General features: G+C 61.3%; 17 protein-coding genes. 5 read left to right on the top strand and 12 right to left on the bottom strand.

All coding sequences use genetic code 11. The features are described from left to right. Positions 1-124: 124 nt before the first annotated feature. Complete coding sequence (locus AC19YQ_RS03765; RefSeq protein WP_500594611.1) at positions 125-1504, bottom strand: glutamine synthetase family protein; 1380 nt, start codon at positions 1502-1504, stop codon at positions 125-127. 407 nt (positions 1505-1911) lie between these two features. Here AC19YQ_RS03765 and poxB point away from each other — a divergent pair, with 407 nt between their 5' ends. After that, on the top strand, positions 1912-3633 hold the full coding sequence (gene poxB, locus AC19YQ_RS03760) for a ubiquinone-dependent pyruvate dehydrogenase (protein WP_339474261.1): 1722 nt from the start codon (positions 1912-1914) through the stop codon (positions 3631-3633). A gap of 364 nt (positions 3634-3997) precedes the next feature. Then, positions 3998-4345, top strand: coding sequence for a DUF6124 family protein (locus AC19YQ_RS03755; RefSeq protein ID WP_500594610.1), 348 nt, complete (start codon positions 3998-4000; stop codon positions 4343-4345). Positions 4346-4605: 260 nt separating this feature from the next. On the opposite strand, the gene AC19YQ_RS03750 is transcribed toward AC19YQ_RS03755, so the two are convergent. From AC19YQ_RS03750 to AC19YQ_RS03705, 10 genes are all read right to left on the bottom strand, one after another. Next, positions 4606-5760 (bottom strand): iron-containing alcohol dehydrogenase, encoded by a 1155-nt coding sequence (locus AC19YQ_RS03750; protein WP_500594609.1) that lies wholly within the window; start codon positions 5758-5760, stop codon positions 4606-4608. Between the two features lie 24 nt (positions 5761-5784). Then, a complete protein-coding gene (locus AC19YQ_RS03745; protein ID WP_500594608.1) occupies positions 5785-6939 on the bottom strand; it encodes an iron-containing alcohol dehydrogenase in 1155 nt (384 codons plus the stop codon). 8 nt (positions 6940-6947) lie between these two features. After that, positions 6948-7595 (bottom strand): ATP-binding cassette domain-containing protein, encoded by a 648-nt coding sequence (locus AC19YQ_RS03740; protein ID WP_133077785.1) that lies wholly within the window; start codon positions 7593-7595, stop codon positions 6948-6950. Then, complete coding sequence (locus tag AC19YQ_RS03735) at positions 7592-8362, bottom strand: ABC transporter ATP-binding protein (protein WP_133077786.1); 771 nt, start codon at positions 8360-8362, stop codon at positions 7592-7594. The genes AC19YQ_RS03740 and AC19YQ_RS03735 overlap by 4 nt, the downstream gene beginning before the upstream one ends. Next, positions 8359-9303 carry a branched-chain amino acid ABC transporter permease gene (locus tag AC19YQ_RS03730; RefSeq protein ID WP_326398276.1) on the bottom strand — a complete coding sequence of 315 codons (945 nt, stop codon included), beginning with the start codon at positions 9301-9303 and terminating at the stop codon, positions 8359-8361. Before AC19YQ_RS03730 ends, AC19YQ_RS03735 begins: the two co-directional genes overlap by 4 nt. 1 nt (position 9304) lies before the next feature. Beyond that, a complete protein-coding gene (locus tag AC19YQ_RS03725; protein WP_133077788.1) occupies positions 9305-10204 on the bottom strand; it encodes a branched-chain amino acid ABC transporter permease in 900 nt (299 codons plus the stop codon). Between the two features lie 220 nt (positions 10205-10424). Beyond that, positions 10425-11747, bottom strand: coding sequence for an ABC transporter substrate-binding protein (locus tag AC19YQ_RS03720; RefSeq protein WP_133077789.1), 1323 nt, complete (start codon positions 11745-11747; stop codon positions 10425-10427). Positions 11748-11775: 28 nt separating this feature from the next. Beyond that, the gene (locus AC19YQ_RS03715; RefSeq protein WP_500594607.1) at positions 11776-13080 is read right to left on the bottom strand and encodes an ABC transporter substrate-binding protein; all 1305 of its coding nucleotides are present in this window, start codon (positions 13078-13080) and stop codon (positions 11776-11778) included. A 188-nt stretch (positions 13081-13268) separates the two neighbouring features. Beyond that, positions 13269-14609: a sigma-54-dependent transcriptional regulator gene (locus AC19YQ_RS03710; RefSeq protein ID WP_500594606.1), complete on the bottom strand. Its 1341-nt coding sequence runs from the start codon at positions 14607-14609 to the stop codon at positions 13269-13271. 7 nt (positions 14610-14616) lie between these two features. Further along, positions 14617-16374 carry an ATP-binding protein gene (locus AC19YQ_RS03705; RefSeq protein WP_133077792.1) on the bottom strand — a complete coding sequence of 586 codons (1758 nt, stop codon included), beginning with the start codon at positions 16372-16374 and terminating at the stop codon, positions 14617-14619. A gap of 142 nt (positions 16375-16516) precedes the next feature. Here AC19YQ_RS03705 and AC19YQ_RS03700 point away from each other — a divergent pair, with 142 nt between their 5' ends. Both AC19YQ_RS03700 and map read left to right on the top strand, forming a co-directional pair. Continuing rightward, a complete protein-coding gene (locus AC19YQ_RS03700; RefSeq protein ID WP_133077793.1) occupies positions 16517-16759 on the top strand; it encodes a ParD-like family protein in 243 nt (80 codons plus the stop codon). Then, entirely contained in the window at positions 16756-17547 is a 792-nt protein-coding gene (map, locus tag AC19YQ_RS03695; protein WP_500594605.1) for a type I methionyl aminopeptidase, read from the top strand. The genes AC19YQ_RS03700 and map overlap by 4 nt, the downstream gene beginning before the upstream one ends. A gap of 27 nt (positions 17548-17574) precedes the next feature. Here map and AC19YQ_RS03690 read toward each other — a convergent pair whose 3' ends face one another. After that, entirely contained in the window at positions 17575-18471 is an 897-nt protein-coding gene (locus AC19YQ_RS03690) for a LysR family transcriptional regulator (RefSeq protein ID WP_326398280.1), read from the bottom strand. A gap of 118 nt (positions 18472-18589) precedes the next feature. Here AC19YQ_RS03690 and AC19YQ_RS03685 point away from each other — a divergent pair, with 118 nt between their 5' ends. Continuing rightward, positions 18590-20017 carry a mechanosensitive ion channel family protein gene (locus tag AC19YQ_RS03685; RefSeq protein ID WP_219262466.1) on the top strand — a complete coding sequence of 476 codons (1428 nt, stop codon included), beginning with the start codon at positions 18590-18592 and terminating at the stop codon, positions 20015-20017. Positions 20018-20151: the final 134 nt, after the last annotated feature.

The raw sequence follows: 20151 nt of genomic DNA, 5'->3' as shown, positions 1-20151 counted from the left end.
CGAACTCTTGTGTTTGATGATGTTCGACACGGAGGTTAGCGGGACACCAGTGAAAAAATTGTCACAGAAGCATGAAAACCACAGGGATGAAGCAGTTTCGTTGTAGCCGCTGTCGACCCTGTGTTCACGCCTGCTGCAAATACCAACGCCAGTCCTGCTCACCCACCTCACCCATGAACTGTCGGTACTCCGATTTCTTCACGGCCAGGTACACCTTCAAGAAGGCTGGCCCGAACGCCTCTTTCGCCCACTGCGAGCCATCCAGCGCCCGCAAGGTGGTCAGCCAGTCGTTCGGCAGCATTTCGGTGGCCTGGGCATACCCGTTGCCTTCAATCGGCGCGCCCGGATCGAGCTGCTCACGAATGCCACGATGAATACCGGCCAGAATGGCAGCTGCGGCCAGGTAGGGATTGGCGTCGGCGCCACAAATACGGTGTTCTATATGCCGCGAGTACGCCGGACCACCCGGGATCCGCAAGCTCACCGTGCGATTGTCCACGCCCCAGGTCGCGGCCAGCGGCGCATAGCTGTTGCTCTGAAAACGGCGATACGAGTTGGCATTGGGGCAAAACATCAACAACGAATCGAGCAAGGTACTGAGCATTCCCCCAACCGCCTGCCTGAGTAACGGCGTACCGTCCGGCGCCTCACTGGCAAACAGGTTGTTGCCCTCCTTGTCGGCCAGGCTCACATGCATGTGCATGCCGGTTCCGGCCAGGTCATCGAATGGCTTGGCCATGAAGCAGGCAACCATCCCGTGCTTGTGCGCCACGCCCTTGACCAGGCGCTTGTAGCGCACGGCCTCGTCCATCGCTTGCAGCGCGTCGCTGCGGTGCTCCAGGGTGATTTCCACTTGCCCCGGTGCGTACTCGGAAATCGCCGTGCGGGCCGGGATCCCTTGCAGCTTGCAGGCGCTGTAAAGGTCGGCTAGAAACGGCTCGATTTGCTCCAGCTCACGCAGCCCGTACACCTGGGTAGCGCGCGGACGCTGACCATCGGCATCGCGCGCCGGTTGCGGGCGACCATTGCTGTCACGCTGCTGATCGAGCAGATAAAACTCCAGCTCTGCCGCCATCACCGGGTAGTAACCGTCCGCCTTGAGGCCGTCGATCACCTTGGCCAGCAAGTGCCTGGGGTCGGCCACGGTGGCGGGCATTCCCTGCTGCGGGTGCATGCTGACTTGCACTGCCGCCGTTGGAATCAAGCGCCACGGCATGCGCTGCAAACTGCCGCTGACCGGGTAAGCGCGGCAATCGATATCACCCACATCCCATACCAGCCCGGTGTTTTCCACATCATCGCCATTGATGCTCAACCCCAGAATTGTGCTGGGCAGCGGCCGTCCGCTCTCGTACACCGCCCGCAATTCGTCGCGGTGCAGCAACTTGCCCCGGGGCACGCCGTTGTTATCGATGATGAACAGCTCGAACATCTCGATGTCCGGGTGCTGTTCCAGAAAATCCAGGGCTTCTTGTAGCGGGGCAAACGCGGTTGAGGCACTCATGGCAATACTCGTAGATTCGTATCAGGCAGGCGCCCCCCTTGAGGGTACGCGACAGTCAGGATTTAACGGCTAACGAGCATCCGGCGGGCGGGCATGGCGGCAGTGAAACAGGGCCCAGAAAGCCAGTTCTGAGGGCAGGCATGGCACACGCCGCACGGCAGGAGCGCGCGACTGCCGTTGGCACTGAATACTGCTCAGACCACGCCTCATACCTGCAACCGTTGCCAAAAAGGGACCCCAGCCTCACACGGCTGGCCCGTTTGTTTAAATGCAGGGTTTTATACCTTTGGTTACACCTGCGCTAAACATTCCCATCCCGCAGGCCGGTGAACGTTTCAAAGACCGGCAAGGTCGCATGCAGTGTCTATCCTGCTTGATCCACCTTACTGCTTCGAGGAGCCAGCCCCATGACCAGAACGGTTGCCGATTTCATCACCGAAACCCTGCAGCAAGCCGGCGTAAAACGCGTGTTCGGCGTGGTGGGCGATTCCCTCAACGGTTTTACCGATGCCCTGCGCCGCCAGGAGCAGATCGAGTGGATCCATATGCGCAATGAGGAGTCCGCTGCTTTTGCCGCTGGGGCCGAGGCCCATTTGACTGGCGAGCTGGCGGTATGCGCCGGCAGTTGCGGGCCGGGCAACCTGCACTTGATCAATGGCCTGTTCGACGCCCATCGCAGTGGCGTACCGGTACTGGCGCTGGCCGCCCATATTCCCGGCAGTGAGATCGGTATCGATTACTTCCAGGCCACCCACCCCGAAAGCCTGTTCAAGGAATGCAGCCACTACGTCGAACTGGTGTCCCATCCCGAGCAGTTGCCGCAGATTCTGCAGCGGGCCATGCGCGTGGCCATCGCCAAACGCGGGGTCGCGGTCGTCGTGATTCCCGGCGATGTAGCGCTGCAGGCCACCGAGGCCAAAGTCCCGCAATGGATAAAGCCTGCCCAACCGATGATTTGCCCTGCCCCGGCCGATATCGACCGGCTGGCGTCGTTTCTCAATGATGGCAAGAAGGTCACGCTGCTGTGCGGCGCAGGCTGCGCCGGCGCCCATAGCGAAATCCTGGCGCTGGCCGAGCGCTTGAACGCGCCCATCGTGCATGCCCTGCGCGGCAAGGAACATGTCGAATACGACAACCCCTATGACGTCGGCATGACCGGACTGATCGGCTTCGCCTCGGGTTACAAGGCGATGATGAACTGCGACACCTTGTTGATGCTCGGCACCAATTTTCCGTATCGCCAGTTTTACCCGCAGCACAGCTACATCGCGCAAATCGACTTGCGCCCCGAAGCCCTGGGCAACCGTTGCCCGCTGCAATTGGGCCTGCTGGGTGATGTGAAGCTCACGCTACAGGCGGTGCTGCCCAAAGTGATGCAAAACCCCGATCACGAACACCTCGATGCCGCCCGCGCCGACTACAAAAAAGCCCGCGAAGACCTCGATGCGCTGGCTGAAAGCAGCCCCAACAGTTCGATCATCCACCCGCAGTACCTCAATCGCCTGGTCAGTGAACTGGCGGCAGAGGATGCGATTTTCACCTGCGATGTCGGCACGCCTACCGCATGGGCTGCCCGTTATTTGAAGATGAATGGCAAACGGCGCCTGATCGGCTCGTTCAATCACGGCTCGATGGCCAATGCCATGCTGCAGGCCATCGGGGCGCAAGCGACATTTCCTGATCGCCAGGTCATTTCAATGTCTGGGGATGGCGGATTCACCATGATGATGGGCGACTTTCTGACCCTCAATCAGGTGGGTTTGCCGGTCAAGGTCATCGTACTCAACAACGGCACCCTGGGCTTTGTGGAAATGGAAATGAAAGCCGCGGGCTTCCCGGATGTGGGCTGCGACCTGAAAAACCCGAACTTTGCGGCAATGGCCCAGGCCATGGGCGTGAAAGGGATACGGGTTGAGCACCCGGCACAGCTGGAAGCCGCACTGCGCGAAGCTTTCAGCCATGATGGCCCGGTGCTGGTGGACGTAGTCAGCGCCCGCCAGGAGCTGGTCATGCCGCCGACCAAAACCTTCGAGCAGGCCAAGGGGTTCAGCCTGTTTATGCTCAAGACAGTGATGGACGGCCGCGCACGGGAGCTGATCGATCTGGCCAAAGTCAATTTGTGGCGTTGAGCAACTCTGTGGGTACTCTGTTGCCGGTCAAACGCGTTCCTCTAGTGGCTGCGCGTAAAACAGGTATTTCGAGTACATCTCCAGCGTTTGTGTCCAACTGAACTATGGGTTTCGCCCCCAGGGCGAGGTGGGTGGTACTCGCGATCCGTAGCAACTGACGACGAAACCTGTAGTCGCTGAGGAGCGAAGCGAGGCTGCGAGGGGTTGCGCAGCGACCCTGCTTGAAGGGCCTTCGGCCCTTATCGCAGCCTGCGGCAGCGACTACACGTGGTGTTCAGGCCTTGGAAATCAGTCATTTCGTACGACGTTTCGCTTTCATTCTCGTGAGTGCTGGCAGCTCCTTGAGTACAATCGGAGTTACGCCATGAAAAAAATCACCCCCGATCCCCCTGCTTTACCCCTCGATGCTGCTGACAGTCACGACCCGTTGCTGGACCGTGCCGCCGTCGAACGTGCGCTCAGTTACTACCTGCAAAACCATAAGCCTTATCGCCCCATGGGCACGGCCATGCTGGCCATCCCGCACAGTGTCAATTCAGAAGCGGCTTTGGCCCAGGCGTCAGACTTGTTGCGCTGTGCGGGTGCTTGCGCGAATGAGGCGGGGAATGGCTTGAGCGGGCCTGCGCGCGATTTGGTGTTGTCGGTCATGCACTTGGTGGAGCTGGCCAAGGGGTATGTCGACACGTCGCTGGACACACTGGCAACGCACTGAAGCAGCACGCGCCTGATTGGCGACAGGCGCGTCATTTTTCAATGACAGAGGGGTTTCTGTAGCAGCTGACGAGTAGAACGAGGCTGCGTCCGGCGTGATGCGGTACCCCGACGTAGCCGTCGTAAAATCAGCTTTCACGGTTCATCAGGCATACCGCGTGTACTGGCTTTACGACCGCTTCGCGATCGAACGTAGCCTCGTTCAACTCGTCAACTGCTACGACGCGTAGTGGACGACGAGACCTGTAGCGACGGGTTGCGCTAGTAAATGCTTCGGTAAATGGCCTCCACGTCTTGCTCGGTCATGTCACAGGGATTGCTGTCGATCAGCCGACGAATGCCCACCACTACCTCACTGGCCATCACCGGCAGTGACGCTTGATCCACGTTCAAATTCGACAGGCGCTGCTCCAGCCCACTGGCTCTGACCAGCCCCTCGACGGCCTGGACAAACGCTTCGGCGGCGCTGGCCTCATTGTCAAAATGCTGGTCTGGCAGCAGGTGCGCGGCCAGTTCGGCGTAGTGGCGCTGAGCGCTGGCCAGGTTGAAACGGATCACCGGCGCCATGACCAGGGCATTGGCGTGGCCATGAGGGATATGAAAACGTGCCCCCAGCGGGTAAGCCAGCGCATGGATGGCCGCCACCGACGCATTGACGAACGCCATGCCTGCCATCAATGAACCTTGCAACATGGCGGTACGCGCTTCCAGGTCCTGGCCGTTGGCCAGAACCTTGGGCAAGTTGGCACCCAGCAGTGCCAGGGCCGCGGTCGCCAGACCATCGGAGATCGGGTTTTTACGGGTGCGACTGGTGTAGGCCTCGATGGCATGCACCATCGCATCCAGCCCCGTAGCCGCTGTCACTTTCGCTGGCAGGCCGAGGGTCAGTTGCGGGTCGAGAATCGCCACATCCGGCAGCAATTGAGGCGAATAAACCGCCTGTTTACGCTGTTGCGTGTCGGTAATCACCGAGACCCACGTCACCTCGGAACCGGTGCCCGAGGTGGTAGGCATCAAGACCAGCGGCGTGCGCTGGCCCAGGGCCTTGTCGGTGCCGTACAAGTCTTCCAGGGGTTGCTCGCTGTTGATCAGCAACGCCACCAGTTTGGCCGCGTCCAGGGAACTGCCACCGCCCAGTCCCAGTACCCCATCGGCCTTGAACCCTTGCGCCTGTTTCACTGCCCGTTCAACCAGCGCCGATGACGGATCGGGCGCAACCTGATCAAACACCGCCACTTCGCAACCTGCCGCCTCAAGCACTTTGCGGGCCTGCCCGGCAAAGCCCAGGCTGACAATGCCCGGGTCACACACCAGCATCACACGCTGTGCGCCCAGGCCTCTGAATACGTAACCGACTTCCTGTAATGCCCCGACTTCACAGACGATACGCGGCACACTTCTGAATTCATGGTTCATGACTAACTCCTGTAATAAGCGTGCCTACAGCACCGAGGCGTAAATGCCGTAGATGTCGTCGCGGTCAAGCGGGCGCGGGTTGTTGATCAGCAGGCGCTCGACTTTCAGCGCGTCATCGGTCAACCGGTCAAGGTCCTCAGCCGTGACACCCACTTCATGCAGGCGTTGGGCAAATGGCATGCGCGCCACCAGACCGGTCATGAAATCGATAAAGCCATCGCAAGCCTCGGCCGCACTGGCAAACCGCTGGCCCGGCAACACCGCCGCGGCCAGTTGCGCATAGAGCGGCTCGGCCGCTGAGCGATTGAAGTTCAGCACGGGCACCAGCACCAGGGCATTGCTCAACCCGTGGGGCACATGGAAATGCCCGCCCAATGGATAGGCCAGCGCGTGCACCGCCGCCACCGGTGCATTGGCGAATGCCATGCCGGCGAGCATCGAGCCCAGCAGCATGTCCGATCGCGCCTGCAAGTCACCGGGCTCGGCCAGCACCCGGTCCATGTTGGCCGCCAGCAAGGTCAGGGCCTGAACGGCCAGTCCGTCGGACAACACGTTCTTTTTGTGCACGCTGGTGTAAGCCTCGATGGCATGCACCATCGCATCGACCCCGGTCATGGCGCTGACCGCTGCGGGTAGGCCAACCGTCAGCCGTGCATCGAGCAAGGCGATGTCGGGGTACAACAAGGGGCTGACCACGCCCTTTTTCTCATGGCTGGGGGTGGTGACAATCGCCACCGCCGTCACCTCCGAACCTGTCCCTGCCGTGGTCGGAACCTGAATCAGCGGCAGCCGTGGCCCCTTGGCAAGGCCAATGCCGTAGATGTCCTCCAGGCACTGTGTGTGACCGCAGAGCAAAGCCACCAGTTTGGCCGTGTCCAGGGAGCTGCCGCCGCCCAGACCGATAACCGCCTGAGCACGACATTGACGCGCAACATCAACCGCGTCCTGCGCCGATGCCGCAGGCGGATCGGCCTGCACGTCACTGTACAACGTGACCTGCAATCCGCTGTCGCGCATGGCCTGCAGCGGTGCATCCAGCAGCCCCGCACGCAGCAGGCCCGGGTCGCTGATCAGCAGCACGCGCTCGGCTTTCAGTTCGCGGCACAGGGCGCCAAGGCGCAGCGCACCATCGATTTCGCAGATCACCCGCGGTGTGGTTTCAAAGATGAATTTTGACATTGTGGTCCCTACCCTACGGTCACGCTGCCGCGCTCAATGCGAAACAACGCATCGACCAGATCGGCAGAGTGAGTGTCATCAGATTCAGAAATCAGTACGCACAATCCTTCCTGACCCAGCTTGGCAATCACCTCGCTCAAACGCCGGGACAGCACCGGCGCCACACCTTCGAAGGGCTCATCGAGCAGCAGCAACTTGTTGCCCGGCATCAATGCCCGCGCCAGTGCCACCAGCTTTTGTTGCCCGCCGGACAATTGCATGGCCTTGCGGTCACGAAACTGGGCGATTTCCGGGATCAGGCTGTAGACCCACTCCAGGCGGCGCTGGCTGTCGGCCAACTTATTGGCCCAGACCGGCAGCAGGATATTTTCTTCCACGGTCAACGACGGGATCAGGCGACGGTCTTCGGGCAGGTAGCTGATACCGGCACCGGCGCGGGTAAACCCGGGCAGGCCGCGCAGGTCCTGACCGGCAAAGGTGATCGAACCGGAATCGGCGTCGAGCAGGCCCATGATGGCGCGGATCAGGGTGGTTTTGCCGGCACCGTTGTGACCAATCAGGCCAACCATCTGGCCGCTTCCCACCTGCAGGGACACGTCATGGAGGATGGGCACGCCTTCGATCGAAACGTGCAGATTGCGAATATCCAGACTCATTGCGCTGCCCTCTTGTGAGCGTTCGGGCCACCGGTCACAAACTCTTGCACCCGCGCGTTGGCCAGCACGGCCTCGGGTGCGCCATCGGCCAGGACTTCACCGCTGTAGAAGGCCAGAATCCGCGACACATAGCGGCGCACCACGTCCATGTCATGTTCAACGAACAGCACCGTGACCTGATGCTGGGCGACAACCCGCATCACCGTGTCCATCAATGCGGTTTTTTCCTCGGCGCTCACCCCGCTGGTGGGTTCGTCGAGCAGCAGCATTTGCGGATCACCGATCAGCGCCATCGCAATGTCGATCAGTTTGCGCACGCCTTGGGGCACGGCGGTGACCGGCGTGTCGCGCCAGCGGCTGATGTCGAATTCAGCGAGGATCGCATCTGCCTGGGCGATGCGGGATGCATTGCGCATGGGCGCCAGCAACGACGGAAACGGGCTTTGTGCGGCCGATACGGCGATGAGCAGGTTGTCCAGCACGCTCAATTGCGGGAATAACTGCGCCACCTGGAACGAACGGGCCATGCCCGCCCGAGTGATTGCCCGAGGGGTGTGGCCGATGATGGACTGGCCGTTGAACAGAATCTCGCCACTGCTGGGTTTCAGGTAGCCGGTGACCATGTTGATAAACGTGGTCTTGCCCGCGCCGTTGGAACCGATCACGCCGACCACTTCGCCTTTGTGGATGCGAACATTCACATCCTTGGCCGCCGTGACGGCGCCGAACGATTTGCACAGGCCCTTGGTTTCGAGGATGCAACTCATGCTTTTGCTCTCCGTGCTTGCCCGGTGAACAGGCTCCACAAGCCTTTAGGCAGAAATACGATGATTGCCAGCAGGGTGAACCCCAAAATCATCTGCCAGCTGTGTGGCACCAGTTCGATGGCGTAGGTGCGCACCACGGCAAACAGAATGGCTGCAATGAACGGTGCTGCAACATGGGCGGTACCGCCCAGCAGCGCGATAAAGACGAATTCGCCCGAAGTGATCCAGTAGGCCATTTCAGGGTCGATGTGCCCGGCAGACAAGGCCATGAAACCACCGCCCAATGCCGACACCGCGGCAGCCGCAACGTAGTTCATGTACAGCACCCAGCGTGGGGACTGGCCCAGGTATTCAACCCGCACTTCGTTTTCACGAATGGCTTCGCACATCATCCCGGCGCTGCTGCGGCTGTAGCGATGCAGTAACACCGCCAGCACTGCCGAGCAGGCAACGATGATGACAAACAACGCCAGCGGCGCCTGCCCTGAAGCCGGGGTCCAGCCGAACAGGGTCCAGGCCTTGACGTTGAAGCCGTCGGTGCTGCCCAGGGCCGAGCTTTTTACCAGCACGCCGTAGAGGATCATCGAGAACGCCAACGACAGCATGGCGAAGAAAATCTCGCGGTAGCGGGTCATCAACAGCCCCAGCAGCATGGCCAGCAGCACGGCGGCGCCCACTCCGATCAGCAACAGCACGGCCAGATCGGTGATGTCCAGAAAGTGCCCGCTCATGCCCACGGCATAGCCGCCCACACAAAAGAACAGGCCCTGGCCAAACGTCACCAGCCCGGCGCGCATCTGCATCACCACGCCTTGCACCACCATGGCCTTGGCCAGGGCCATCGTCAGCAGGAACACCAGCCATTGCGGCGCGATAAACCCGCCCGCCGCCAGCAGCACGGCAACGCCGAGCAGAATCAATTCGGTTTTACTCAGGCGCATATCAAATTTTCCTCGCCAGTACACGGCCGAACAGCCCTTGGGGACGCACGGCAAGTACCAGCGCCATTACCCCGTAAATCACAAAGAGTTCGAACTCCGGGGCGTAATGCACCGCCGCGGCCCGGCTCAAGCCCACCAGCAATGCGCCCACTGCGGCGCCTTCGATGCTGCCCATGCCGCCGATCACCACCACGGCAAACGCCAGCACGATGATTTCCACCCCCATGCCCGGCACCACCGAAATGGCCGGAGCGGTCAACGCACCTGCCAGCGTGCCGAGCATGGTGCCCAGCACAAAAACCAGGGTGAACATGCGCCGCACGTTGACGCCCATGGCCATCGCCACTTCGCGGTCGTGAATCACGGCGCGCAGCACCTTGCCCTGGTGTGTGCGCTCCAGCCACAACCACAGGCACAGCCCCAGCACGGCGGAAACGCCGACCAGCATCAGGTCGTAATTGGAGACTTTCAGTCCGGCCAGGGCGCTGCGGCCCATCTCGGCGTAAGGCTGATAAGCGAAATAAGGGTTCACGCCCCAGATCATCTTCATGGTGTCTTCAAGCACCAGCAGCAGGGCGTAAGTGATGATCACCATCAGCACTTCGTCGCGCCCGTACATAAAGCGCAACAGGCCTCGCTCGATGATCAGGCCGACGATCAGGCCCGCCACCAGCGCGCAGCCCAGCATCAGCAGATACCCGGCCCAGACCGGGCCGATGCCGTTGTTGAAATACCAGCCCACGAGCGAGGCAGCGGTGTAGGCACCAATGGCATAGAAACTGCCATGAGCCATGTTCAGGATGCGCATCACCCCGTAAATCACCGTGAGCCCGGCGGCCACCAGAAACAGCCACGAGGCATAGATGGTGCCGTCAATCAGCACCGCGAAAAGACTCATCATAGAGGTCCTACCTTGTCTTTGATTCTGCAGGAGGACGTGAGGCGCCCCGATAACTCGTAGCAGCTGCCGCAGGCTGCGTCCGGCGACGCAGTCGTCGTAAACCCGCGCACGCGATCATTCAGTCAAAACCCGGAGCGGGGTTTTACGATCGCTTCGCAATCGGACGCAGCCTTCGGCAGCTGCTACAAAATCGGTTCGGGACGCACATCCCCGAGAGTGATCAGTTGCACTGAGCGCCAGGGAAGCCCGCCTTGATCCACTCCAGCGCAGTGGTGCCATCAGGCGGGGTCACGCACTCACCGGAAAAGGCGATGACGTTTTGCACGCTGCCCTTTTTATTCGCCGGGTCGTACTGGTACTCGCCGTAGGCAATGCCCTGCATGGCCTGATGACCATCGGCGCGAGCCATTTGCACGGTGCCGGACACTGACTCGAAGGTTGAGCCCTTGAACGCCGTGGCGATTTGCAGCGGGGTCGGGATTTTCCCGGACTCGACCTTGGCGTTTTCAGCCGCGTGCTTGAGGCCAAGGATCGCCTGGGCCATTTTGCTTGCCGGGTAAGTCGGGGCGGTCTTGTAGGCTGCCACGTACTTGTCCTTGAACCAGCGGTTGAGTTCGTTATCCGGGGCAAAGGCGCCGAACGGACCACGACCGCCGATGATCATGCCGTTGGGTGCCTGATCCTTGTAGCGGTCGATGGCCGACTCGCCGCAGGTCAGGACAGCCGTTGCATCTTCGAGCAGGCCACGGGCGTTGGCTTGCAGCACCAGGGCCTCCATGTCGCCACCCCAGAAGCTGGAGTGAATGATGTCCGGACGCTTGACCGAGATCGCCGAGATCTCAGCGCCGTACTGCCCCTGGAATACCTTGGGCATCTGCGATTCGACCACCTTGGCCTTGGGCATCAACTGCTCCATGGAGTGGGTGAAGTCATTCCAGCTGTCCTGGCCCCAGGCGTAGTTTTGCTGAATGCCGGCGACTTTCTGCGCGTCGGGACGAACCTTGGCCAGGTATCGCGCCGCGCCGATGTTGTCCACGGCCGCATCAAGGCTGGTGCGGAACACGTACTGCGGGGTTTTGTCTTCCTTGAACAACTGCGACGTACCGCAGTCGTAGAACACCGTCATCGCGCCCAGCTCTTCCGCCACCGGCGCGATGGCCAGGCAGTCGCCGGACGAGATGTAGCCCACCACCGCATCGACTTTCTGGCGCTGCACCAGATTGCGGAACTCCTCGACCTGCTTGGCGGCCCCGCCCGCCTCGTCGATGATCACCACCTCGATTTCAGCGCCATTGATCCCCAGCTTGTCGTAGGGCGCAGGAAGCTGGCCCTTGTTCAGGCCTTCGACCAGCACCTTGGCCGCATTGGCCGACGGTTCGCCAAACGGCCCGGCAGCCGGGCCAGACAGGAAGGTCACGATACCAATGCGGAACTTGCCGTTTTCAGCCGCCTGCACACCCGTACTCAAGGACAGGGCCAGACCGGCAGCAGTGATGGCGTATGCCAAAGGGTGTTTCAACATGCTTTTCTTGGAATTATTCATGCTTGGTTCTCAATGGATGAGTGAGCGGCTAAGGCTCGTCAACGGGTTTTCGTGCGGCCAGTCGCCGCTTCAGCGTGGCGCTGTCGAGCTGTAGCTCTTGCGCCGAGTACACCGACCAGTTACCCAGCATCAGTTGGGCAGGCGGGTAAGCGGTCGTGGGCACCGGCGAGCCAATGGCCTGGCTCTGCTGGATCTGATGGGTGACGGGATCGATGCGCGAGTACGTACCGGGCGGGTCTTCCGGCAAGGCGATTTCCAGGCCTTCCAGTGCACGGATCAGCGCCTGGCTGTCGGTCACGCCCCCGGTCTTTTCAAAGGCTTTGGCCAACACCATGACGCCGGTGTAGGCGCCCTGTGCGGCATAGGTTGGATAGCGTCCGCTCAACTGATGAAAGCGCTCGACAAACGAGCGGTTGCGTTCGGTTTGCGGCCAGTTGTTGTGGTGCCGGGCAGACAGGATCAGCCCCGCCGGGGCCTTGTCACCCAGGGCAACCAGAAAGTCGAAATTGGCCCCGGTGTCGAAGTTGGCCAGGCGCGAGGTCTCCAGCAAGCGGGAACCGGCCGCCTGCTTGACGAATGCGTGGAAGTCGCCGCCCCAAATGGCCGAGACGATAATGTCGGGTCTGGATTGCTCCAGCGCGGTGATATAGGGCGAGTAATCCGGCTCATATAGACGCGGCCATAGCTCGATCACGTCGTCGAACTTCACGCCCAACTGGTTCAGGGCGGCGTGCAGGTCATCCCGCGACACGTGACCGTATTCGTAATCGGGGCCGATAAAGGCCAGGCGCTTCCAGCCGGTCTTTTTCTGCAGTGCCTGCAGATAACGGGCACCGGCCGCCATTGAGGTCCAGGTGTCGTTGGTCACACGGAAGTAGTAAGGGTGGCCGTTTTCCAGGGTCATGCGCGAAGACGCGTGATCGGTGCCGATCATCAGCACTTTTTCCTGGCGGGCCAGTTGGCTGACCGCCAGCGCCACCCCCGACGAGACCATGCCGCACAGCACCTGCACGCCGTCCTTGTGGATAAAGCTTCTGGCCAGGCTGACGCCGTATGAGGCCTTGGACTGATCATCATCAATGATCACCCGCAAACGCGGCACGGGCTCACCGGCCTGCTGGCGGGCCTGCAATTCATCGAGGGCGACCTGAATCCCGACAATGCTGTCTTGCCCGTAGATGGCCGCACGTTCGGTCATCGGATACAGGCAACCCATGGTCAGATCGGCCTGGGCCGCAGGCACGCCGAGCTCCAGCCGACCGACCTCGGCACAGGCAGACGAACCAATCAGCAGACCAGCCAAAGCCGGGGCGCAAAAACGCCATGAACGCATCGGGTGCATAAATTCCTTGGGGCGTTGAAAACGCCTCTTGTTGAGCAGCCAGAGGGATAGAGCAAAGGGTGTGCCAAGCGCCACCCTGTAACCGCAGCAGCCGCAATCAGCCTTCGGCAGCGGCTACGGATGGGGTGTTTGATGCCTGTTGAGCGCTATCCGCTCAACATGCGCGCAACCCTGAGCGGTTAGCGCTCGGGCGAGCGCTCAATGCCCAGGCGTTGCAGGCGGCGCTTGAGGGCGTGCCGGGAAATCCCCAGCAATTGCGCGGCCAGGCCTTTGTGGCCCGCCGTGCGGGTCAGGGCATCAGTGACCAGTTCACGCTCGGCACGTTCGAGCTGATCACCCAGCATCAGGGCCGTGTTGTCGGGCAATGGGGATTCTTGCAACTGCGCCGGCAGCATCCCGGCACTGATCCCTTGCCCCGGCAAAAGAATGGTCAGGCGCTCAACCAGGTTCTTCAACTCACGCACATTGCCCGGCCAGCGATGACGGCGCAGCCGTTCGACGCAGTCAGGCAAAAACCGGATCGGACTCACGCCCTCTTCCAGCGCCTGGCGCTGGGCAAAGTACTGGGCCAGAAGCAGCAGATCATCTTCGCGTTCACGCAAGGCCGGAATATCCACGGTGATCACGTTCAGGCGATAAAACAGGTCTTCACGAAACCGTCCTAGGCGGACATCGTCGGCCAGGTCCCGATTGGTGGCAGCCACCACCCTGACATCCGCGCTGCTGGCCTGGCTGGCACCCACGGCGCGGTAGTTTCCGTTCTCCAGAAAATGCAAAAGCTTGGCTTGCAGACTCAACGGCAGCTCACCAATTTCATCCAGAAACAGCGTCCCGCCATTGGCCTGGCTGACCAGCCCGGCACGCTTTTGATGGGCACCGGTGTAGGCACCCTTTTCGGAGCCAAACAGTTCAGCCTCAATCAACTGTTCCGGCAAGGCCGCGCAGTTGACCTCGATAAAGGCGCAGCCAGCACGTGAGCTGTAGCCGTGAAGGGCCTGGGCCACCAGGGTCTTGCCCGTGCCGGACTCGCCCAGCAGCAAGATCCGCGTTGCCGAACTGCGGGCAATTCGTTGCACGGCCCCATGCAATGCCAACATGACCGCGCTCTGGCCTTGCAGGCCTGCCGCCAACTCCCCACTGGCGACCGGCTCCGACCCATCAAGGGCCAGGGTGCTGCTGATGGTGGCGAGCAAGTCATCCAGTTCAAATGGCTTGGTCAGGTAATCGGTCGCACCGCCCTTGACCGCCTGAACGGCCGCACGGGTATCCCCATGGGCAGAAATCATGATCACCGGCAGCAGCGGGCAGCGCAGGCGCAAGCCGTCCAGAGTGGCCATGCCGTCAATCCCCGGCAGGCCAAGATCGAGCAGGACAATGTCGATGTCATCCAGGGCATGCTGCAGTGCCGCTTCGCCACTGCCGGCCGTGCTGATGCGCATGCCCTCCTCACGCAAGGCATAGCTGAGCGAGCGCACCAGCGCTTCTTCATCGTCGACGATTAAAACGTGAACATCGGACATCAGCGACTCACTTCAATTCGTTCTCTGTTGGGACGTGTCCTGCTAGCAGGGGGGATGGCGGCATCGGGCAATCCAGTATCACCCGAGTGCCCTCGCCTACGGTGCTGGCGATTTCCATTCGGGCGCCGTTGGCCTCCAGCAACTGCTGGCAAATGCTTAGCCCCAAGCCGGTGCCACGGGCCTTGAGGGTGAAGAATGGCTGGCGGATATTCTGCAAGTCAGCGGCCGATATACCGCAGCCCTGATCAGTGACCACCATACGTACCCGCCCTTGCCAGGGCTCGGCGTCAAGCCGGACAACCTGCCCCTCGCTGCTGGCCTGCAAGGCGTTCAAGCATAAATTAAGCAACACCTGCTGGGCCTGATCCGGGTCGATATACACCTGCAGGTCCGGCGGCGCAGCGCACTGAAAATCAATGTTGCGTGCCTGCATCTGGGGCCCGACCACATGCGCGGCGTGGGCAAAAAGCTGCGCCACCGACACCTCTCGCGGCTGAGCCGGGCGCGGCCTGCCGTACTCCAGCAAGTCATTGGTGACCCGTGACAGGCGGTCGATTTCCTTGACCAGATCACTCAGCAGCAGGCGTCGTTGCGGCTCTTGCTCCCGGCGCAGCAGGGCCTGGACGGTGGTTTTCATGGTTGCCAGCGGATTGCGCACTTCATGGGCAACACCGGTGGCGAATGTACCGAGCACCGCGAGGTTTTCGGTGCGCACGGTTTTTTCCATGACCTGGGCCAGGCGCTCTGCCATCACGTTGAACGCCCGGGCTACATGGCTGATTTCATCGTCACGGGGCTGCCGGGCCAGACGGTAGGTCAGGTCGCCCATGGACAGCTGGTGGGCACCTTGCAGCAGCGTACTGACCCGTGAACGCAGTTGCCGGGACAGGGTGAAAAACACGATCAGGATAAAACCGATGAAACCCGCAGCGACCCAGTACAGCCACCACCGGGCATCGTTGAGCGGCTTGAGGATCGCTCCCGGTTCCACGCTGAAGACCAACTGCCAGCCCGGCAGAATGACCGGTCCTTCATGCCATTGGGTCGGGGCCTTGACCTGACGGCCAGTGGGGTCGACAAACTCGCCTCCGGGCACGCGCAACAGCGGCGCAACCACACCGCTCATGCCTGCACTGACCAGCAGTTCGGTCAAGGACGCCAGGCGTAGATGCAGCGCAATCCGTACCCGCTGGTTGGTGCGGCCGTTGCGCACGCTCTTGCGGATCAGAAAGCTGCCCGAACCTCCCGCCTTGGGCAGCAGCGGGCCAATGACCTCCACATCCCCCACCTTTTGCACCGCCAGGCCCGCGATGGACCAGTGCTCACTGCCCCAGTAAGGCTCTCCGGAGGCAGACTGACCTGGCAATACCTTGACCAGCCGGTCCTGCTCATCGAAAAACAGCACCCCGTACATGAAGGGCAAGTCCCCCTCCAGCTTGAGCAACGAATCCACGTCACTGATCAGGGGTGACGGGTCGGCGATAAAGTCAGGCATGTTGGGGTGATTCGACAGGGCCGAGAGCTGGTAGAAGCGGTCATCCAGAAACGATGACAAGCGGTTTGCCGTCGACAGCGCCTGAGCATCGAGCCGCTCACCGGTCAGGCGGTTGAGCAGATCCTTGGCCAATTGCTCGTAAAGAACGGCAAGGGTGATCAGCGCAATGCTCATCACAAAAACCGAAAGCAGGGTATAGCGCGCCACCAGGCTTCGGTGCGGCCGGGCCAGCCAATGGAGCAGCGCATGGAAAGAGGCATTGAGGGTCATGGTGTGCTTGATTGTTTTTTTAATGGCACCAGCATAGGGATCGACCCTGCGCACTGTCCATGACAAACAGACCTTTGAGTTGCGATCGGGCACCCCTCTCGATTAATATACGTTTCATATACATTTCATATTGAGCATTCAGATGGGCATCGTAAAGATCTCGGACGCCACCCATGAAAACTTGCGGGTCGCCAGCAACGCACTCAACCGTTCGATCAATGCACAGGCAGAGCACTGGATGCGTATCGGCATGTTGACCGAATTGCATCCCGACCTGGATCACAACCAGATCTGCCGCTTGCTGATACAGGCCGAACTGCAAGGCGGTCTCGATTTGAAGCACGTGTGCGAACTGGCTGATGCCACTGCGGGAGCAAATCAATGAGAAACAACGTCGTTATCAATAGCCCGGCACAGATTGCCCAGTCCAAGGTGGCGGGCAAACTGGCCGCCGAGGTGCTGGCCATGATCGGCGAACACGTAAAGGCGGGCGTTACCACCGACCAGCTCGACCAGATCTGCCACGACTACATCGTCAATGTGCAGAAGGCCATTCCGGGCAACGTGGGCTACCACGGCTTTCCGAAAACCGTGTGCGCGTCGGTCAATGAAGTGGTGTGCCACGGCATCCCGTCGAACCGGGTGCTGCAGGACGGCGACATCGTCAATATCGACATTGCGGTGGTCAAGGATGGCTGGTTCGGCGACACCAGCCGCATGTACTTCGTCGGCGAACCCAGTGCCGCCGCACGGCATCTGGTCAAGACCACCTACGACGCCATGTGCGCCGGTATCCGCATGGTGCGCCCCGGAGCAACCCTGGGCGATATCGGCCATGCCATCCAGACCCTCGCCGAGAAAGAAGGCTTCAGCGTCGTGCGCGAGTACTGCGGCCACGGGATCGGCAAGGTCTATCACGACGAGCCGCAAGTGCTGCACTACGGCTATCCGGGCCAGGGCATGAGGCTCAAGACCGGCATGATTTTCACCATCGAGCCCATGCTCAATGCCGGCAAACGCCATGTCAAAACCCTGCCCGATCACTGGACCGTGGTCACCAAAGATGGCGCGCTATCGGCTCAGTGGGAGCACATGGTGGCCGTGACCGACGATGGCTTTGAAGTATTGAGCCCGTGGCCGGACACGATGGCCGACTACCCCGCCATCGTTTGACGGGTTGTAGGGGGAGCCTGACTCCCCCTACAACCCTCCTTGTACCTGATCCAGCCGCTCGCGCAAGAACTCGATCAATGCCTGCACCGGCTGCGAGCGCTGGCGGTGCTGCGGATAGACCGCCGATAACGCCAGCGGCGCGCAGCGGTAATCGTCCAGCACCCGGACCAATTGCCCGCTCTCCAGCGCCGAGCCGACGATAAAGGTCGGCAAGTAGGTAATCCCCAGCCCGGCGATGGCCGCATCCTTGAGCAACTCACCATTATTGACCCGCATGCGCCCGCTGACGTTGAGGGTCAGGGGCTTGCCCTGCCCTTCGAAACGCCACTGCACTTGACGGCCATGACCGTAGGGCAGGCAATCATGCTCGTGCAGCTCCTGGGGTTTGAGCGGTGTGCCCCGCTCGGCCAGATAGGCCGGGCTGGCACAGTACACGCGATCGATGCTGGCGATACGGCGGGCAATCAGGGTCGAGTCTTCCAGCACGCCGATGCGCAAGGCCAGGTCATAGCCTTCGCTGAGCAAGTCCACTGGCCGGTCGCTGAGGTCCACCTCTACGGTCACGCCGCTGTAGCGCTGCAAAAACAACGGCAGCAGGCAGCCCAGATGGGCCATCGCAAAGGACAGCGGCGCACTGACCCGCAGGGTGCCGCGCGGCTCGCTGGTCTGGCCGGCGATGCCCTGCTCCATGTGCTCGACGTCGTTGAGCAAGCGCATGGCCGACTCGTAATAGGTCTGCCCCAGGGGCGTGACGTCCAGTCGCCGGGTAGAGCGGTTGAGCAGGCGCACGCCCAGTCGCGCCTCCAGTTGCATCAATCGTCGGCTCACGAATTGCTTGGACAGGCCCAGTTGGTCGGCCGCCGCCGTGAAGCTGCCGGAGTCCATGACCTGGCAAAAAATACGCATGTCTTCAAAGGGGTTCATTGTCACTACCTGGTGGACAGTTAAACCCTTTATAGCGGCTTTTTCCCTTTTCAACACCCGTCTATTCTCTGTGCACGGTCCCCCTCTCTCGCCTGCTTTCTGAAACTGGAGTTTGCCCATGTCCTTTCTCCTCGATCACCCGCTGTCCTGGGGTGCCGTGCTGTTGGTGATCGACACCGCACTCTGGCATCTGGCGCCGTTCAAGCAACGTGTCACCCGGGTGGGAGTGCGTCTGGCGCTGTTTGCGATGTTCAGCGCGTTGATCATCAACGCTGGCGTCAGCCCGTTGCAGGCCCCGCTGTTTACCGATGACCGGGTGGAGCAATTGGGGGCGACGGCGCTGGGAATTGTATGGTGGCTGTACGCGGCGCGGGTGCTGACCGAAGTGATCGGCCTGGTGCTGATGCGCCGCATCGGTCACAGCGGCCGCCTGCTGCAGGATGTGATTGGCGCCCTGGTGTTTCTGGCGGCCATCGTCGCCGCAGCCGGGTACGTGCTGGAGTTGCCGGTCAAAGGTTTGCTGGCGACGTCCGGGGTGGTCGCCATTGTGGTCGGCCTGGCCTTGCAGAGCACCCTCAGTGACGTGTTTTCCGGCATCGTGCTCAACACCACCAAGCCGTATCAGGTGGATGACTGGGTGGTGATCGACGGTGTCGAAGGCAAGGTGCTGGATATCGACTGGCGCGCCACCCACCTGCTGACCAGCGCGGGCAGTACGGCGGTCGTGCCCAACTCGGTGGCGGCCAAGGCCAAGATCGTCAACCTGAGCCGGCCCACGAATCTGCATGGCGTGTCGATCAGCATTCAGGTGCCCAACCATGTTCGCCCGCGCCGGGTGCTCGATGCACTGGAGCGCACGCTGCAGGGCAGCAGCAGCCTGCTGCTCAATCCTGCGCCCAAAGCGGTGCTCAAGGAGGCTGGCGAGATCATGTCCGAATACGTGGCCAGCGGGTTCATTGCCGACTTGGCCAGGAAAAGTGAAGTGCGCAACCAATTATTTGACCTGGCCCACCGACACCTGGAAGCGGCGGGTATTTCACGCCAGCCTGACGCGATAATCGAACCCGCGGGCCGGGCGCGGGCCTTGCTCGACGAGGTGAAAGTCTTCCGTTCTCTGAGTGAGCAAGAGCGAGACCAGATCGCCCTCTCCATGGTTGCCCAGCAATACGCGGCCGGTCAGGTGGTGCTGGCGCTGGACGAGGTGCCGGACAGCCTGATGGTCATCGCCACCGGAGTGGTCAGCGTGACCGTGCCCGACGCAGCGGGGCCTGTTGAGGCCGGACGCATGGGGCCGGGAGAGATCATGGGCGAGGAAAGCATTCTCACGGATTCGCCGTCCCAGGCGACCTTTACCACCTTGACCTCAAGCATCATTTATCGGCTCGACAAGTCTGTGACCCGCGAATGCATGGCGCAGCGCACAGAGGTTGGACGGGCGTTGAACAGGTTGCAGGCCGTGCGCCAGCAAAGTAGCCGCATGGCGCTGATGGCCGCGCCGGCACCGGCCATCAAAGGCGGTTTTTTGAGTTGGTTGCACAGGCGCTGAGAAGTGAGGGTGATATCTGTAGCCGCTGCCGCAGGTTGCGACGGGTTGCGAAGCGACCCTCGTTCCAAAACCAAACGAAGGTCCTGCGGCCCTTATCGCAGCCTACGGCAGCGACTACAACAGCAACGGAGCTG

Source organism: Pseudomonas sp. MF06569, assembly GCF_059862735.1.
Note: the sequence above shows the minus strand (reverse complement) of the source record. Positions and strands in the feature narration are given on the sequence as shown.

Bases quoted from the DNA above. Each gene is read 5' to 3' on its own strand.
- AC19YQ_RS03765 (WP_500594611.1), bottom strand. From the start codon at position 1,504: ATGAGTGCCTCAACCGCGTTTGCCCCGCTACAAGAAGCCCTGGATTTT.
- poxB (WP_339474261.1), top strand. From the start codon at position 1,912: ATGACCAGAACGGTTGCCGATTTCATCACCGAAACCCTGCAGCAAGCC.
- AC19YQ_RS03755 (WP_500594610.1), top strand. From the start codon at position 3,998: ATGAAAAAAATCACCCCCGATCCCCCTGCTTTACCCCTCGATGCTGCT.
- AC19YQ_RS03750 (WP_500594609.1), bottom strand. From the start codon at position 5,760: ATGAACCATGAATTCAGAAGTGTGCCGCGTATCGTCTGTGAAGTCGGG.
- AC19YQ_RS03745 (WP_500594608.1), bottom strand. From the start codon at position 6,939: ATGTCAAAATTCATCTTTGAAACCACACCGCGGGTGATCTGCGAAATC.
- AC19YQ_RS03740 (WP_133077785.1), bottom strand. From the start codon at position 7,595: ATGAGTCTGGATATTCGCAATCTGCACGTTTCGATCGAAGGCGTGCCC.
- AC19YQ_RS03735 (WP_133077786.1), bottom strand. From the start codon at position 8,362: ATGAGTTGCATCCTCGAAACCAAGGGCCTGTGCAAATCGTTCGGCGCC.
- AC19YQ_RS03730 (WP_326398276.1), bottom strand. From the start codon at position 9,303: ATGCGCCTGAGTAAAACCGAATTGATTCTGCTCGGCGTTGCCGTGCTG.
- AC19YQ_RS03725 (WP_133077788.1), bottom strand. From the start codon at position 10,204: ATGATGAGTCTTTTCGCGGTGCTGATTGACGGCACCATCTATGCCTCG.
- AC19YQ_RS03720 (WP_133077789.1), bottom strand. From the start codon at position 11,747: ATGAATAATTCCAAGAAAAGCATGTTGAAACACCCTTTGGCATACGCC.
- AC19YQ_RS03715 (WP_500594607.1), bottom strand. From the start codon at position 13,080: ATGCGTTCATGGCGTTTTTGCGCCCCGGCTTTGGCTGGTCTGCTGATT.
- AC19YQ_RS03710 (WP_500594606.1), bottom strand. From the start codon at position 14,609: ATGTCCGATGTTCACGTTTTAATCGTCGACGATGAAGAAGCGCTGGTG.
- AC19YQ_RS03705 (WP_133077792.1), bottom strand. From the start codon at position 16,374: ATGACCCTCAATGCCTCTTTCCATGCGCTGCTCCATTGGCTGGCCCGG.
- AC19YQ_RS03700 (WP_133077793.1), top strand. From the start codon at position 16,517: ATGGGCATCGTAAAGATCTCGGACGCCACCCATGAAAACTTGCGGGTC.
- map (WP_500594605.1), top strand. From the start codon at position 16,756: ATGAGAAACAACGTCGTTATCAATAGCCCGGCACAGATTGCCCAGTCC.
- AC19YQ_RS03690 (WP_326398280.1), bottom strand. From the start codon at position 18,471: ATGAACCCCTTTGAAGACATGCGTATTTTTTGCCAGGTCATGGACTCC.
- AC19YQ_RS03685 (WP_219262466.1), top strand. From the start codon at position 18,590: ATGTCCTTTCTCCTCGATCACCCGCTGTCCTGGGGTGCCGTGCTGTTG.